At 60.7% G+C, this 15,701-nt stretch carries 14 protein-coding genes, 1 tRNA gene and 1 pseudogene; 6 read left to right on the top strand and 10 right to left on the bottom strand.

Annotated features, from left to right (window positions below):
* Positions 1–110 precede the first annotated feature (110 nt).
* Positions 111–515: a serine kinase/phosphatase gene (locus NF676_RS22765; RefSeq protein ID WP_252886803.1), complete on the bottom strand. Its 405-nt coding sequence runs from the start codon at positions 513–515 to the stop codon at positions 111–113.
* A 140-nt stretch (positions 516–655) separates the two neighbouring features.
* On the opposite strand from NF676_RS22765, the gene can reads away from it, so the two are divergent.
* Positions 656–1,300 carry a carbonate dehydratase gene (gene can, locus NF676_RS22760; protein WP_039761245.1) on the top strand — a complete coding sequence of 215 codons (645 nt, stop codon included), beginning with the start codon at positions 656–658 and terminating at the stop codon, positions 1,298–1,300.
* A 9-nt stretch (positions 1,301–1,309) separates the two neighbouring features.
* Here the strand turns inward: can and NF676_RS22755 are convergent, their stop codons facing one another.
* Both NF676_RS22755 and NF676_RS22750 read right to left on the bottom strand, forming a co-directional pair.
* Positions 1,310–1,834, bottom strand: coding sequence for an SET domain-containing protein-lysine N-methyltransferase (locus NF676_RS22755; protein WP_095181644.1), 525 nt, complete (start codon positions 1,832–1,834; stop codon positions 1,310–1,312).
* A 174-nt stretch (positions 1,835–2,008) separates the two neighbouring features.
* Positions 2,009–3,181, bottom strand: coding sequence for a hypothetical protein (locus NF676_RS22750; RefSeq protein ID WP_252886802.1), 1,173 nt, complete (start codon positions 3,179–3,181; stop codon positions 2,009–2,011).
* 217 nt (positions 3,182–3,398) lie between these two features.
* Between NF676_RS22750 and NF676_RS22745 the strand changes: the two genes are divergently transcribed.
* Entirely contained in the window at positions 3,399–3,689 is a 291-nt protein-coding gene (locus tag NF676_RS22745) for a nucleotidyltransferase family protein (RefSeq protein WP_042609686.1), read from the top strand.
* Positions 3,690–3,749: 60 nt separating this feature from the next.
* Here NF676_RS22745 and NF676_RS22740 read toward each other — a convergent pair whose 3' ends face one another.
* Positions 3,750–5,168: a short-chain fatty acid transporter gene (locus NF676_RS22740; protein ID WP_252886801.1), complete on the bottom strand. Its 1,419-nt coding sequence runs from the start codon at positions 5,166–5,168 to the stop codon at positions 3,750–3,752.
* Between the two features lie 342 nt (positions 5,169–5,510).
* Here NF676_RS22740 and NF676_RS22735 point away from each other — a divergent pair, with 342 nt between their 5' ends.
* The 4 genes and pseudogenes from NF676_RS22735 (at position 5,511) to NF676_RS22725 (ending at position 9,071) form a co-directional block, all read left to right on the top strand.
* Positions 5,511–6,824 carry an MFS transporter gene (locus NF676_RS22735; protein WP_056790330.1) on the top strand — a complete coding sequence of 438 codons (1,314 nt, stop codon included), beginning with the start codon at positions 5,511–5,513 and terminating at the stop codon, positions 6,822–6,824.
* 114 nt (positions 6,825–6,938) lie between these two features.
* A pseudogene (locus NF676_RS27885) lies at positions 6,939–7,667 on the top strand (PAS domain-containing protein); the annotation flags it as partial.
* Complete coding sequence (locus NF676_RS27880; protein ID WP_431078563.1) at positions 7,647–8,255, top strand: methyl-accepting chemotaxis protein; 609 nt, start codon at positions 7,647–7,649, stop codon at positions 8,253–8,255. The pseudogene NF676_RS27885 and the gene NF676_RS27880, both read left to right, overlap by 21 nt.
* Positions 8,256–8,471: 216 nt before the next feature.
* Entirely contained in the window at positions 8,472–9,071 is a 600-nt protein-coding gene (locus NF676_RS22725) for a flavin reductase family protein (protein WP_252886800.1), read from the top strand.
* 54 nt (positions 9,072–9,125) lie between these two features.
* Here the strand turns inward: NF676_RS22725 and ggt are convergent, their stop codons facing one another.
* The 6 genes from ggt to NF676_RS22695 all read right to left on the bottom strand — a co-directional run bounded on the left by ggt (position 9,126) and on the right by NF676_RS22695 (position 15,476).
* The gene (gene ggt, locus NF676_RS22720; protein ID WP_252886799.1) at positions 9,126–10,958 is read right to left on the bottom strand and encodes a gamma-glutamyltransferase; all 1,833 of its coding nucleotides are present in this window, start codon (positions 10,956–10,958) and stop codon (positions 9,126–9,128) included.
* Positions 10,959–11,174: 216 nt separating this feature from the next.
* Entirely contained in the window at positions 11,175–11,423 is a 249-nt protein-coding gene (locus tag NF676_RS22715; protein WP_217851556.1) for a bacteriocin immunity protein, read from the bottom strand.
* 50 nt (positions 11,424–11,473) lie between these two features.
* Positions 11,474–11,743, bottom strand: coding sequence for a bacteriocin immunity protein (locus tag NF676_RS22710; RefSeq protein ID WP_095181649.1), 270 nt, complete (start codon positions 11,741–11,743; stop codon positions 11,474–11,476).
* A gap of 9 nt (positions 11,744–11,752) precedes the next feature.
* Positions 11,753–13,000 carry an S-type pyocin domain-containing protein gene (locus NF676_RS22705; RefSeq protein WP_150638766.1) on the bottom strand — a complete coding sequence of 416 codons (1,248 nt, stop codon included), beginning with the start codon at positions 12,998–13,000 and terminating at the stop codon, positions 11,753–11,755.
* A 226-nt stretch (positions 13,001–13,226) separates the two neighbouring features.
* A tRNA-Met gene (locus NF676_RS22700) sits at positions 13,227–13,303 on the bottom strand.
* 115 nt (positions 13,304–13,418) lie between these two features.
* Entirely contained in the window at positions 13,419–15,476 is a 2,058-nt protein-coding gene (locus NF676_RS22695; RefSeq protein ID WP_252882683.1) for a methyl-accepting chemotaxis protein, read from the bottom strand.
* Positions 15,477–15,701 lie beyond the last annotated feature (225 nt).

Here is a 15,701-nt window from a genome sequence, read left to right as displayed (position 1 = left end):
AGCTGCCGAAGGCTGCGATCTTTTGATCCTGTTTTTGTAAGATCCAAAGCAAAATCAAAAGATCGCAGCCTTCGGCAGCTCCTACAGGGGGCGAATTTCAAGTCAGCGGGTCAGCGCTTGCCATCCAGCGGATCCAGATTCGCCAGTTCCGCTTCATCCAGCCCGTCACCGCCGCCGATGTCGTTTTCACTGACCTCGCTCAAATCCCAATCCGCCGGATTGCCCTCGCCGAGTTCATCGGCATCGCGCGCGCCGTCCTCGCGAATCAACGTTTCCGGGCTCAGGTCATCGTCAGTCGGCTGATGATCATCCACCGAGGCACCGGTCATGCCAGCCTCACGCACTCGCTCAGCCGGCATCAATTGTTCACGTTCACGCTCGGGCAGTTCATCTCCGATCTTCGCGCTGGGCTCTTCGTCGTCGAAATCCAGCTCGTGCACCGAGCCCATGCGGTCTTCGTTATCGTCGATGGGTTCCGGTTGCACCGCATCATAAGGGCGTCGTGAATCAGTCATGGCAATTCCTCATACTGTGGGCCTTACTGAGTGGACTCACCGGGCGCGCGAGAATTCCAACGAAAACACTTTGCGCTGGCGGCGTGACTTCGACGGGTGGTCGTCTATCAAACCTGCGCATCTTTCTTGAGGCCTTATCCATGCACGATCTACAAGACCTGATTGATAACAACGAGCGTTGGGCTGACGCGATCACCAAGGAAGACCCGGACTTCTTCGCCAAACTGGCGCGCCAGCAGACCCCGGAATATCTATGGATCGGCTGCTCCGACGCGCGCGTGCCGGCCAACGAAATCGTCGGCATGCTGCCGGGCGATCTGTTCGTACACCGCAACGTCGCCAACGTCGTGCTGCACACCGACCTCAACTGCCTCTCGGTGATCCAGTACGCGGTGGATGTGCTCAAGGTCAAACACATCCTCGTCACCGGCCACTACGGCTGCGGCGGCGTGCGCGCGTCGATGCAGGATCGCCAGTTCGGCCTGATCGATGGCTGGCTGCGGTCGATCCGCGATCTTTATTACGAAAAGCGCGAAGAGCTGGCCAAGCTGGCGACCGAAGAAGAGCAGGTCGATCGCATGTGCGAACTCAACGTGATCCAGCAAGTGGCCAACGTCGCGCATACCAGCATCATCCAGAACGCTTGGCATCGCGGACAGCCGCTGTCGATCCACGGCTGCATCTACGGGATCAAGGACGGCCGCTGGAAAAGTCTCAATACCACCATAAGCGGTTTCGAACAGTTGCCGCCGCAATACCGCTTACGTCCGGTCGGCGCCCCGTAACCACGGCGTTCAGTTACGGCCTGGATGCCGCCAGCGCTGTAAAAAGCGCTGGCCTTCAGGCGTGGGTGGATCGTCGTAACCGGTGATCCACCCACGGCAGCGCGACGAGCCGCAATCGCAGGCGAACTGGCGTAGCAGTTTGTCTTCGGTCGATGCGTAATCGATGCTCAGATGTTCGCCGCTATGGATATCTTTCAAGGCCCACAGCCACAACTCGCTCATGTCGAGAAATACATTCGGATCGCAGGCGTGCTCGAGCACACCGCAAAAGCGCGGATCGTAAACGTGGATGCCGGTTTGCAACTGACGGGTCTGTCGACAGCGATAGGGCAGCAATTGCCCGGAAACCCGGCACATTCGGCTAATGCGCAGAAACTCGCGGCGCGCGACCACCGCCGTGGCCATGCCACGTTCGTCGTGGATAATCTGAAAGTCCTGGCAGGATGGAAAGCCCAGTCGCACCGGAAGTCCGGCGAACGGATAGATGCCTTCTGTATCGCGTGGAAGGTGCCGGCCCATGGCTTGATTGTTCATAACGATCCTTGTTGTTGAGTGTTGCCTCCGGGTTGTGCCCATGCCCCGCCAGGCGAGGCATGATTGGATCCAAGCGTCGCGCAATTGAAGGTAGCGGTCTACTGTCAAACCTGACAGGCGCGATCACCGCTGGCCCGCGTCAGCATTGGCTGACACGGGGGACTCCAGTAGCGATTACAGAGTTGGTGCGGGCACGGCGGCCGCAGGCAGTGGCGCTTTCAGCTGTTGCAGCTGTGTCTTGATGCGTGGCGTGGCGCACTTGGCAGCCGCTTGTTCAGCGCTGAGGTTGCGGATCGAGGTATAGAACAACTCGCAGGTTTTGACCTTTTGCGTCACCTGCCATGTTTGCGTGCAACTGTTCAGCGTGGCCTGCGCATCGCTGCCCGGTTTGCTGCCCATTGCCGCCTGCCAGCAGGCAGCACTCAAATCCTGGCCCATGACTTTCAAGCCCGCCGCGTCTGCCTTCGCCTGGGCATCGTCGCCGGTATAGCTTTTCGGATCGGCGGCGTACCAGATATAGCTCGGATGATTCGAGCCGAGCACCGGCACATTCACTCCTTCGGCCGGACTGATGCTCGCCAGCCCCAGCACCCCCAAGGTCGGCCCGTATTGTTCCTTGATCCAGTTGCGCACCGGCGCCCCGAACGCAACCATCGGCAGCGTCGCGCCGCTGGCGGTCTGGCTGAACTGCTTGACCAGCGTGGTCTGGTAATCCTTGAAGTAGTCGTAGACATCCTCCAGATCCCCGCCGGCATTGGACGGCGCGGCGATCGGCGCGATGTCGATGATGGTCTGGTAAGCCGGCGTCTGCCCGGCGGGGATGCCGTTATCGGTCAGCAACGTCGCCCAGCGATCGGTGGTGTTCGAGCGCAGATAGTCCTGCGCCTGGGTCAGCGAGTAGTCAGGCGGGAAGTGCAGCAACTCGACGCTCTTGCGATTTTCCAGGGCCATGCCCAACGGCAGGAACAGATACCAGCTGTAGGCCCATTTGCCATCGGCATTCAGCTTGCTGGCGCCGGCATAAGCCAGGTCGCCGGCGTCGAGTAACGCCGACAGCGGCTTGTCATAGCCGTCCGGCACTCCGGTGATCTCGGCGTAAAGCTGATCGTTGTCGGTTTTCACCAGCACCTTGGCATCGGCGTAACCGTCGCGCTGGACGCTCTGGCTCAGGTAGTGAGCAACGGTCTGCTCCAGCGTCCAATTGCGAAAGCAGATCACGCTGCAATTGTTGGGGTAGGCGAAGAGGCGGGTGACGCGCTCGGTGCTGCCCAGTTTTACGTCGACATCGGCGTGGACGGCGGCGCTTAGCGTCAGTGCAACGAGGGTAAGTCCTGCGAGTTTGAACATGCTCAGATCCTTTTCAGCGTGGGTTCCCCTCGATTTGGGGGCGCTTCATAGTGGATCAGTGGTGTTTGACAGAAAAGCGGTTGAGTGTGGATTCTTGCCTGAATGCGGTATTACCCAAGCAGCGCACATATTGTTACGGCTGTGCCAACAAGCACGCTGCCTGGTGCGCGTCCGCACTGCTAGACTGCAGCGACATCGAATTTTCCAAGGGTGAGTCATGAAGCCTTCTACTGCTCTCGACATGCAAAGGTCCGCCGTCCGCGAAGTGATCGGGCGCTTTCGCGTGGCCAACCCGCGTGTATTTGGTTCAGCATTGCTGGGGACGGATCTGGACGGCAGCGATCTCGATCTGCTGGTTGACCCACTGCCCGGCACGACGCTTTTTGATCTGGGCGGACTTCAGGTTGAGCTTGAAGACCTGCTGGGTGTTGCGGTCGAGGTGCTGACCCCCGGCGACCTGCCAGTGAAATTTCGTCAGCAGGTGCTTGATCAGGCGCGACCCGTCTAAAGCAGCGATCAAACCAAGTTTTGAGAGCACCTGCCCTTGAGCAGGTGCGTTTTTATCGACTTACGGCATCACCGGCGGCGTATACGCCAATGTCGTCCCCAGCGCCCACAACAACAGCAGCACCAGCGGCGTGTGCACCAGCAGTTGCACAAACGAGAAGCCTATCAAATCCCGCGCCTTCAACCCGAGCACGCCCAGCAGCGGCAGCATATAGAACGGATTGATCAGGTTCGGCAGGGCTTCGGCGGCGTTGTAGATCTGCACCGCCCAGCCGAGGTGGTACTGCAGGTCATTGGCGACTTGCATCACGTAGGGCGCTTCGATGATCCATTTACCGCCGCCGGACGGGATGAAGAAACCGAGAATCGCCGAATACACGCCCATCAGCAGCGCATAGGTGTCGTGGGAAGCGATGCTGACAAAGAAAGTCGAGATGTGATGCGCGAGGGTTTGCGCGTCGGCGCCTTTGACCGTGGTCATCAGCGCGGCGATCGAGCCGTACAGCGGAAACTGGATCAACACGCCAGTGGTGGTCGGCACCGCACGGGCCACGGCATCGAGGAAGCTGCGCGGGCGCCAGTGCAGCAGCGCGCCGAGCATGATGAACAGGAAGTTATAGGTGTTCAGGCCGGAAATCGCGGTAATCGCTGGTTTGGTCGAGAACTCGTGAAACAGCCATCCTGCTGCGAGCAGCACCAATACGATGATCAGCAACGGGCTGTGTTCCAGCCATTCGCCGGGGCGAGTGCGCGGTTGCAGCTGCGGCAGGTTGAACGCCGGATCGATGCCGCAGGCCTTGGCGTCGCGTGCCGAATTCGGCCCGGGCGCGGTGGCGTAGGCGATGATGATCGAGATCACGATCAGCGCCAGCAGCATGACTCCGGATTGCCAGAGAAAAATGGTTTCGGTGAACGGGATTACGCCAGTGATCGACAGGATCGACGGCGGCAGGCTGCCCGGGTTGGCCTGCAACTGTGCGGCCGACGATGACAAGCCCAGCGCCCACACCGCGCCGAGGCCCAGGTAAGCAGCGGCACCGGCGGCGCGGTAATCCATCTTCAGATCGGTGCGGCGGGCGAGGGCGCGTACCAGCAGCCCGCCAAATACCAGCGACAGACCCCAATTGAGCAGGGAAGCGACCATCGAAATCAACGCTACCCAGGCCACGGCGGAGCGGCCGTTTTTCGGGATGCGTGCCAGTTTGTCGATCAGTTTGACTGCGGGCGGAGAGCTGGCGACGACGTAGCCGCCGATCACCACGAAGGCCATCTGCATGGTGAACGGGATCAGGCTCCAGAAGCCGTCGCCGAAGGCCATCGCTGCAGCGGTGGGTTTGGCGCCCATGGCCAGAGTGGCCAGCGCAACGATGATCACGGCCAACGCGGCGAATACCCAGGAATCGGGAAACCAGCGTTCGGCAAAACTGGAACAGCGCAGGGCAAAGCGCGCGGAGCGGCTATCTTCGATATCAACGGCCACAGGAAGTACCTCGGATTTTTTATGGTTATTTTGATCCGTGGGAGCAGTCGCCCGGCTCGACAGCCACAGAGACCCCTGTGGGAGCGAGCCTGCTCGCGAAGACGTCGGCACATTCAGCATCAGGTTCTCTGAACTGACGCTTTCGCGAGCAGGCTCGCTCCCACATGGGCGGCTGGTCGTTGTTGGCGTGGTCCCTTGGACAGGCGCTAACAGTAAATCAAGCGCCGCCCTTTTGTTGAGCAGGTTTTCGCAAACCGAGACTATGGTCTGACGGGTTGTCGATCCGTGCTTTTGCGTAGACCATGGGCGCCTTGGTTTTTGCCGATGCCTGAGTTCTTTGTCATGACTGCCAATTCTCCAGCCCGACCGGCGCCGTTCAGCCGTGCCGACTACAAGACCCTCGGCCTTGCTGCGCTTGGCGGGGCGCTGGAAATCTACGATTTCATCATCTTCGTATTCTTCGCGCTGACCCTGAGTCAGTTGTTCTTCCCCCCGGAAATGCCCGAGTGGCTGCGTTTGCTGCAAAGCTTCGGCATCTTCGTCACCGGTTATCTGGCGCGGCCGTTGGGCGGGATTCTGATGGCGCATTTCGCCGACCGTCTGGGCCGCAAAAAGGTGTTCAGCCTGAGCATCCTGATGATGGCCCTGCCGTGCCTGCTGATCGGGATCATGCCGACCTACGCACAGATCGGCTATTTCGCACCCTTGCTGTTGCTGGCGCTGCGCATCCTGCAAGGCGCTGCGGTGGGGGGGGAGGTGCCGAGTGCCTGGGTGTTCGTCGCCGAGCATGCGCCGACCGGCCATCGCGGTTACGCCTTGGGCTTTCTGCAGGCCGGCCTGACGTTCGGTTACTTGATCGGCGCACTCACTGCGACCTTCCTGGCACAGGTTTTCACGCCTGCCGAAATTCTCGATTACGCCTGGCGCTATCCGTTTCTGCTCGGCGGCGTGTTCGGCGTGGTGGGCGTTTACCTGCGCCGCTGGCTCAGCGAAACCCCGGTGTTCATGGCCATGGAAGCGCAGCGCGAGGCGCGGGTCGAACTGCCGTTGCGCACGGTGCTGCGTGAACATCGTCTGGCCATGCTGCCGGCCATGTTGCTCACGTGTGTGCTGACCTCGGCGGTGGTGGTGTTCGTGGTCATCACCCCGACGATGATGCAGAAAACCTTCGGCATGACCGCCAGCCACACTTTCGGCCTCAGTGCCTTGGGCATCGTTTTTCTGAATATCGGCTGCGTGATCGCTGGGCTGCTGGTCGACCGCATCGGCGCCTGGCGCACGGTCATGCTCTACAGCTTGTTGCTGCCGCTGGGCATTGGCGTGTTGTATGGCTGTCTGATCATGGGCGGCCATTGGATCGGCATGGCCTATGCGGTCGCCGGCCTGGCTTGTGGGGTAGTAGGTGCGGTGCCTTCGGTGATGGTCGGGTTGTTCCCGGCGCGGATTCGCGTGTCGGGCATTTCCTTCACCTACAACATTGCCTACGCCGCCTGGGCAAGTATCACACCGCTGTTGCTGATTGGTCTGATGCCGTGGAGTCCATGGATCTGCGTGATCTTTTGTGCCGTGATGGGCGCTGTGGGGATTGTGACGGCGGCGTATTTCGGTGCGCGCATGCCACGTACCGGACCGTGTCAGGCGGCCGGCGCTGCCTGATCCGCAAGCGCCGGATTATTTTCGACTGACGGGTCTGGAGCTGGCTTAAGAAAAGCTGCGCAAGGCCGATGGCTAGGTTGTATCCGCTAACTACCCTGCCATCGGTGCTTTCCCATGTTCAATAAACGCTTGAAGCAAGAGCTGGCCGCTCTCCGCGAAGAACTCTCCAGCCTTGTACAAGTGAAGGAAAGCCTGGAAAGCGAAATGCTCGCGCTGACCCTTGAGCCCGACGGGCGGATTCGTTCGGTCAACCAGAATTTTCTCGATGAAATGTTCTACAAGAGCCAGGACCTGATCGGCCGGGCAATCGAAGACATCGTCCCGGCCCACGTCAAAACCGACGAATTCCATCAGCGCTTCAAGAACTCGATGAGCCGTGGCGAGCATTTTGCCGGCGCCGTGCGCCTGTTGCGCGGCAATGGCGACGAGGCGTGGCTGCGTTCCATCGTGCAACCGGTACGCTCGTCCGATGGCCGGATCAGACACATTTCCTTCTACGCCAGCGACCTGACCCGCACCATCGAGGCCTCCCGCGAGCATGAGAACCTGATCGGTGCGCTGGTGCGTTCCACCGCCGTGATTGAATTCGACCTCAACGGCAATGTGCTCAGCGCCAATGATCGCTTCCTCAACGGCATGGGTTACAGCCTGGCGCAGATCAAGGGTAAACATCACCGCACGTTCTGCGCCCCGGAAGAGTACAACAGCGCCGAGTACCAGAACTTCTGGCGGCGCTTGAACAGTGGCGAATTCGTCGCAGGCCGCTTCAAGCGTATCGACAGCCATGGTCGTACGGTGTGGCTGGAAGCGTCCTACAACCCGGTGGTCGATGCCAACGACAGACTGTACAAAGTGGTGAAGTTCGCCACGGTGATTACTGATCAGGTCAACCGCGAGCAGGCGGTTGCCGACGCGGCCAGCATCGCTTACAGCACCTCGCAACAAACCGACAGCACCGCGCAACGGGGCACCACGGTCGTCACCGAAGCGGTGAACGTGATGCGTGATTTGTCGCGTCACATGCAAGCCGCCGGCGAAGGTATCGAGGCGCTGAGCGAGCAGTCGCTGGTGATCGGCACGATCGTCAAAACCATCAGCGGCATTGCCGAACAGACCAACCTGCTGGCGCTCAACGCTGCCATCGAAGCCGCCCGGGCCGGCGAGCAGGGCCGTGGTTTTGCCGTGGTCGCGGACGAGGTCCGGCAACTGGCCTCGCGCACCAGCCAGGCGACGGACGAAATCGTCGGCGTGGTACGGCAGAACCAGGAAATGGCCCGCAATGCCGTGGCGCTGATGACCGACGGCAAGCTTCAGGCCGAACAGGGCCTGGCGCTGGCGGCGGAGGCGGGCACGGTGATCGTCGAGATTCAGGACGGTGCGCAGAAAGTGGTGGATGCGGTGGGGCAGTTTGCCAATCAGCTCTCTCACTGATACCGCACTGATCGTTCCCACGCTCTGCGTGGGAATGCCGCCCGGGACGCTCCGCGTTCCTTCGCTGGCGTGACGCAGAGCGTCACAGGATGCATTCCCGCGCGGAGCGTGGGAACGATCACCGAGGGGCAGCGCCGCATCTGCTCGCTCCCACAGGTTCTGTGTTTCGCCAGTGACAGCGCTACAATCGGCTCCTTTTCCTCCGGAGCAAATCCCATGAGCGTTTCCCACCGCCGTCCGGTGCCTCTGAACAAAGCCTACCGCCTGCTCAACCACGGGCCGACCGTGCTGGTCAGCGCCGCTCACGACGGCCAGCGCAACATCATGGCCGCCGCCTGGGCCATGCCGCTGGATTTCGAACCGCCGAAAGTCGCCGTCGTCCTCGACAAATCCACCTGGACCCGCCAGTTGCTTGAAGCCTCCGGGACCTTTGTGCTGAACGTGCCTTGCGTCAATCAGGCCGATATCGTGCAAACCGTCGGCAACACCTCCGGCCTGGAAATCACCCGCGACCAAGGTCAGGACAAGTTTCAGGCGTACGGTCTGCAAACCTTCGCTGGCGAACAGGTTGAAGCGCCGCTGCTCGAGGGCTGTGTCGCCTGGCTCGAATGCCGCCTGCTGCCGGAGCCGCGCAATCACGAGCAATACGACCTGTTCCTTGCCGAAGTCATCGCCGCCCACGCCGATGAGCGCGTGTTCAGCGATGGGCGCTGGGATTTCGAAGGGCAGGATGGATTGCGTACCTTGCACCACGTGGCGGGGGGGCATTTCCTGAAGATTGGGGATGGGGTGGATGGCAAGACGTTGGCGGTCTGATTTATTCCTGGGAGAAGGCCTGCTGCTCGACAGGCCTTTTATCAATGCAGTGTTTCAGTCCCCCAACGCTTCTCCCTCACGCCGAGGATCGGCCCCCCCCGTCAAGGTCGCTTTGCCCTGCGCATCCTTCACCCGCACGATCGCTTGGGTGCCGCTGGTCATGTCGATTTCACTGACCGTGTGCCCTTTGTCTTTCAACGCCTGAATCAGCGCCGGGCTGAACTGTCCCTGTTCCAGTTCGGTGGGGCCATTGCGGCTGCCGAAGTTGGGCAGGTTGATCGCATTTTGTGCATCGAGGTTCCAGTCGAGCAGACCGATGGTGGTTTTGGCTACGTATTCGATGATTTGCGAGCCGCCGGGGGAGCCGACCGTGGCGACAAATTCACCAGTGTTGCGATCAAAGATCAGCGTCGGCGCCATCGACGAGCGTGGGCGTTTGCCCGGTTCGACGCGGTTGGCGACTTTCTGCCCGTTCTCTTCGGGGATGAACGAGAAGTCGGTCATCTGGTTGTTCAGCAGAAAACCCTGAACCATCAGGTGCGAGCCGAACGCGGCTTCGATGGTGGTGGTCATCGATACTGCGCCGCCGAGATCATCCACCGCCACCACTTGCGAGGTCGAGATGCGCAACGGCGAGCGGTCCGGTGCGTAGGCAACCTGCACGCCCGGCGGTGTGCCCGGTTTGGCGCTGCCCATGCTGCGCTCGCCGATCAGGCTGGCGCGGCTGGCCAGGTAGGCCGGATCGAGCAGACCTTTGACCGGTACCGGGACGAAGTCGGTGTCGGCCACGTATTGCGCACGATCGGCATAGGCCAGACGTTCAGCCTCGGCGATCAGGTGCACTGCTTGCGGCACCGGTTCGATGCCGGCCGGCTTATCGGTTTTCGTTGGTTTGAGCGGGGTCAGCGACAGGCGTGGGTCGCGAGTCTCCAGCGCCTGCAACGTGCCGAGAATCTGCGCCACGGCGATCCCGCCCGACGACGGTGGCGGCATGCCGCAGACCTGCCAACGCTTGTAGTCGGTACACAGCGGCGCGCGCTCCTTGGCCTGATAACGCTGCAAATCGTTCAGCGACAGGCTGCCGGGGTTGGCGTGCTGTTGAACCCTGGCGACGATCTCTTCGGCGATCGGACCTTTGTACAGCGCATCGGCACCTTCGCTGGCGATACGTTTGAACACGGCAGCCAATTTCGGGTTTTGCAGGCGTGTGCCGACAGCTTTGACGCTGCCATCGTCATTGAGGAAGTACGCGGCCATGTCTGGCGACTGGCGTATCAGTGGATCGGCAGTCAGCAGCGAATGCAGGCGCGGGGAAATCGCAAAGCCTTGCTCGGCCAGTTTGATCGCTGGCTCAAAAAGCTTCGCCCAAGGCAAGCGACCGTGTTGTCGATGCGCCAGCTCCAGCGCCCGCAATACCCCGGGCGTACCGACCGAGCGCCCGCCGATCTGCGCTTGCGTAAAGGCCATCGGTTTACCGTCAGCCTTCAGGAACAGCTTCTCGGTGGCCCCGGCCGGCGCCGTTTCGCGGCCGTCATAGGTGCGCACCTGCTTGCCATCCCACAACACAATCATCGCCCCGCCACCGATCCCGGAAGACTGCGGCTCAACCAGCGTCAACACCGCCTGCATCGCAATCGCCGCATCAATCGCCGAACCACCCTGACGCAACATCTCCCGCCCGGCTTCGGCCGCGAGTGGATTGGCAGCAGCGGCCATGTGTTTATTGGCGTGTCGGGTTTGCAGATCAGTGCGGTAACCGGAAGCGGCTTCCGGTGCCAGCGGCAACGAAGAAGAGGGCGGGGCGTTGCATGCGGTGAGGGTCAGAGCGCTGACAAGCAGTGTCAGGGCTGGCAGGCGAAAGCGCTTCAAGGGCTGGGCTGGAAACACGCGGGCTCTCCGTCCGTGGGGTAGAAGTCTTCGGGGACTTTATCGAGCGGGCCGGCGGGGTGCAAACTGCGTGGGGATTACAGCCCTCCCGCTCAGCGGCCGCGCCAATCGATCGGCCGAAAACGATGCCCTTGTGGGAGCGAGCCTGCTCGCGAAAGCGGTAACTCAGGCGATGCGATTTTCTTGAGAGTGATGCAGGGTTAGTGAGTCAGAAACTCATTGCTTGAAGCCCGGCAGACCATGGGTAGAGCGCCACTTTTTCACGATTTCGGTAATGCCCTCGGCTGTTTGTTGTTTCATATCCTCGGGCCAATAGATAAGGTCAGTGCCCGCTGGGTGCTCACACAGACGTACAAATTCAAACAACAGCGGATCGAGAATCTCGTCTGGGCTTGTGTTGGCTGCAAGAACAGATTGCACAAATTTCAAGAATTCTGCTTCGGTGTAGTCGGATATGTTAGTCATGACATTCCCAAGTTGTAGTTCCACAGTTCAAATGAAACGGGCGGCAGGATTCATGTCTTGAATCCGGGTAGTCGATTCGCTTCGCGCCATGCCATGACTGTACGAGCTATTCCGGCAGATGTTGTATCTGCTCCGGGCTCGGGGTAGTAGATCAGATCCATCCCGCTCGGATGTCCTACTATCTTGTTGAAGTGCATAATCAATGCATCTGCACGGAGATCTGTCGGCGCTATATCCTCCTTTCTTATTTCATCTATGAGATCAATGAAATCCTGCTCGGTATAGTCGGAAAAGCTGCTTTTGATGAATGGGTCGCTCATGCTATGCCCTTATTTACGGTGTACGTCGACATGGTTTTTGGGTGTGTAGACCCTTAGGTTATCTACGTTGTAGATATCACCACCTTCGGATATCGGTTCCACATGATGAATCTCATGAGAGATCCTTTTCCCTGCTGCATCACCTAAGCGGGCGCGGGGCGCATTTCCGTTGCGCATACGTCGTAGATTATCTTCGCTGACCTGTTGTGCCACTGCGCTGTCTTTTGAGGCAACGGCCCAAAAAGCCCGCCTAAACGAATCAAAACTAGAATATTCGCTCCCTCTGAGTTTATCCGCGATGCTGGTCGGAATAGGGGCGCCACCCTGAGCTTGAGCATGGTCAAGCCAAATACCGCCCACATCCTCACCCACCCCCGTAACGATCCCAGGCGTCTGCCTCGCCGGCCTTGAATAAACCACATACAACGACTTCAGCCCGGTGTCCGCCGGGAACACCAGAATACAATCCTCGGCCGTTACATCCTCGCCCGGCAGTCCCTCAATCTGGCTATCGGTGTTGTCCGGGATCGGGTGGACGAGGATCGGGTCGAGTGCCTCACCGTGGTCGGGATAAACCAGCGGAGGCATCGATCCCAACGGCCCGCGTTGCGGCGTCCAGAGAATGGTGATGCCGTTGAGCTTGGCCTCCATGGCGGTCTTGTCGGCGTTCCACTTGACGTTCACCGTGCGTACGGCGTCGTCGCCAGAGGCGCCGGAGTGGATGCCGTAGACCCGCAGAACACCTTCGGCATCACGACGAAACTGGAAACGCACGCGCGTGGTGGCGCGGCTCATGCGGCGTAGTTCTTCGTCGGTGTGAAGCGTGCCGTCGGCCATTTTGCTCGGCAGCATTCCCAGCACAAACACGCTGGCCGGCCCGCCGGCGCCACGGATGGCCCAGTTCAGGCGCTGTTGCAAAATCCCGCCGCCGGCCAGACGCCCCAAAGCCAGGTCGGCGCCTATTGCCGTCGCGACAGCGGTGCTGGCGGATGGCATGAGCATGGCGCCGGCGACCATGATCTTGCCGAAGTTGCTGGCTGGCTCCTCGGCAGTGCCAGCGTCCGTGCGACACCAGTTGTCCGGCGTGCAGGACTTGGCAAAGACCCTGTCTTCGCGTGGCTTGGGCGCAGGCCACTCATCCTTCTCGATGTACACCGGCTCCGGCGCTTTCGGTGGAAGCAAAGTAAACCAGGCCCTGCCACCGCTATACGGATTTAATAACCAGTCATCGTCGAGAAGGTATTTGTATTGAGGCATGCCAACTCCCTGTATGGCGCTGAATCGAGCCAGGGGAGCTTGTCGGTATAGGAGCGATTCGGGGAGAGAGCGACAGGTGGCTGATGCTACGAAAGATCCGTTTCGTACCAGAGATCTACTTTTTTCTTACGGAGGCATCTGAATTGCATGCAGGGAGCGGGAGGAAAAGGACTTTTCTCGAGGCATAAAAAAACGGCCTACCTTTCGGTAAGCCGTTTTTAGTACTTGGTGGCTACACAGGGACTTGAACCCCGGACCCCAGCATTATGAATGCTATGCTCTAACCAACTGAGCTATGTAGCCAAGTGGCGCGCATTATTCCCCTGAAATGGCAAAGCGTCAAGCGTAAATCGAAAATATTTCTTCCTGTTTTCAACTGCTTATCCTCCAGCCCCGAAAATCGGGGCCGGGGAGGGCGTCAGCGCAGTTGGAATCTGGCGGTATTGGCGCTCAGGGCCTCGCTACCCTGGCTCAAGGTGTCCGCCGCGAGGTTTACGGCGCGTGCACCTTCAAGCAAACGCACCGCCGCTTGATCGACCTGCTGGATATTGCCGCTGACTTCGTCGGCAGTGCTGGCCTGTTCTTCAACCGCTGTGGCGATTTGCGCCAGGGTGTCGGTGACACTCTGTACGGCGCTGGCGATTTCTCCCAGGCGTTCGCCGAGTCCGGTGACCGCTTCGGCATCCGATTGCGCCTGACCACAGGCGGCTTCCATCAGGCTTACCGCTTCGTTGACCGTGGCGCGCAGGCTGTCGACGGTGCCGGCGATCTGCGCGGTGGACGATTGCGTGCGTTGCGAGAGGCTGCGCACCTCGTCGGCGACCACGGCAAAGCCGCGACCCTGTTCGCCGGCGCGGGCGGCCTCGATGGCGGCGTTGAGCGCGAGCAGGTTGGTCTGCTCGGCGACGCCGCGAATGGTGTCCACGACCAGTTGAATCTGCTGGCCTTGCTCGCTGACCCGGCCGAGCGCGGCGGCGGTGTCGTTCAGGCGCTGATTGAGCTGCTGAATGCTCGCCGTGGTGCGTTGGCTGTCGCGGCTGCTGTCGGCGGCGATGCGCCGGGTTTGCTGGGCGCTGCCGGAGGCCTGTTCGCAACTCTGCGCGACGCCTTGCGAGGTGGCGGCCAATTGCGTGGCGGCAGCGGCGATCTGGCTGATCTGCAATTGCTGCGCTTCGACTTCGCTCAGGGCGCCGCTGGAGTGTTGGTTGAGGCTGCGTACCGCGTTGCTCAACTGCGAGGTCTCGTGGTCGACGCCAAGCATGCTGCTGCGCAATTGCACCACAGCGACGTTGAGCGCGGTGCTGATCGCTGCCAGCTCATCGCGCCCCACCACCGGCACTTGCAGGCTCAGGTTACCGTCGCGCAAGGCTTCGGCGAGCAAGGTGATGCCGCTGGCGCTACGGCGAATCGAGGCTTGCAGGCAGACAAACAGATACAACGCGGCCAACAGCAAGCAACCGAAGATAGCAGCGACAAGAATGAACTGGCGGATCGCCGAGCTGTAATACGCATCGAGCCGCTGATCCAGCGCGACCAGGGATTGCTGGCGCAGGGAAGCGAGGTCGGTGAGCAGCGCGTCGAGGCTGCGTTCGAAGTCCTCTGGCTTGAGGTTGATGCTGCCGCCAAACACACCGTCGTCGAGGACTTTCAGGCCGCTGTCGAGGTGTTTCAGGCTGTCGTGATACTGGCCGGCCCAGGCTTGCAGCTCGGCTGGCAGACGCGCCTCCAGCAGGCCGGCGGTTTTCACCAGTTGCTCTCGGGCGTCACCAATGCGGCTGCGCAGGTCGCGCAACTGCAGGCGGCTCTGCAGGGTGAACTGCCCGGAGACCACCGAAGCCTGGCCGACCGCGGCGAGACGGCCGACACGCTCGATCAGGTCCGGCGCGTGCTGCGTGGAAATCTGCGTCAGCAGGTAGGTTTCCAGCCACGGCGCGAGGGTCAGGCGATTGTCCATGACGATCTGCTCGCGCAAGGCTTGCAGCGCGCCCAGGGCATTGGTGAAGCGGTCATAACCGTCCGGCCACCAGCCGACACTGCTCAGGCTTTTCGAATCAAGGCCATTGAGTGCGGTTTGCAGCGCCTGAAAGCGTTCGAGGATTGCGCCGTCGGCGCCTTGCTGATTCAGGGCATTGCCCAGCTCGGTGGTGGCTTGCAGCACCGCCGGTTGCACGCCGTCGAAGGCAGCCATGGCGGCGAGGGTGGCCGGTGTCGGCTGACGATTGGTCTCGGTGGCGCGCCAGCGGGCGGCGCGGTCGCGTTGCGCGGCGAGCAGGTTGTCCAGCGCATCCAGCGCGAGCAGCTGACGCACGCCGGCACGTTCGCCCGAGATCAGATTGAGCTTCTCGCGATAGTCATGGCCGATCATCAACAGGCTGCCGGCCAGCGGCAGAATGAACAGCAGAAACAATAATTGGAATTTACCTGCGAAGCCAAACCGCCCCAGCAAATTGATCCCCGGTGAAAGGAAAGCCTGCATGCCTCATGACTCCTCTGGACACCACGCACCATTGGCGTGCATCGCGAACCTTTCGGCTGCGACCTGTGCCCTCTAAAAGGCCTCGAAAGTTCACCCTCGCCCGCTCTGTAGGCCGGCTCTGTAGCGAAACTTCCCATTGTCGAGCGCCTTTGTAAGGCGATCGTGTTCAAGGGCAGAAGCAAGGCAAGATTCAGACCATGGCGTTGAGCTATCACCTTCGCCACC

Source organism: Pseudomonas siliginis (genome assembly GCF_024072275.1).
Lineage (GTDB): Bacteria > Pseudomonadota > Gammaproteobacteria > Pseudomonadales > Pseudomonadaceae > Aquipseudomonas > Aquipseudomonas siliginis.
This window is presented reverse-complemented; position numbering and strand designations above follow the sequence as displayed.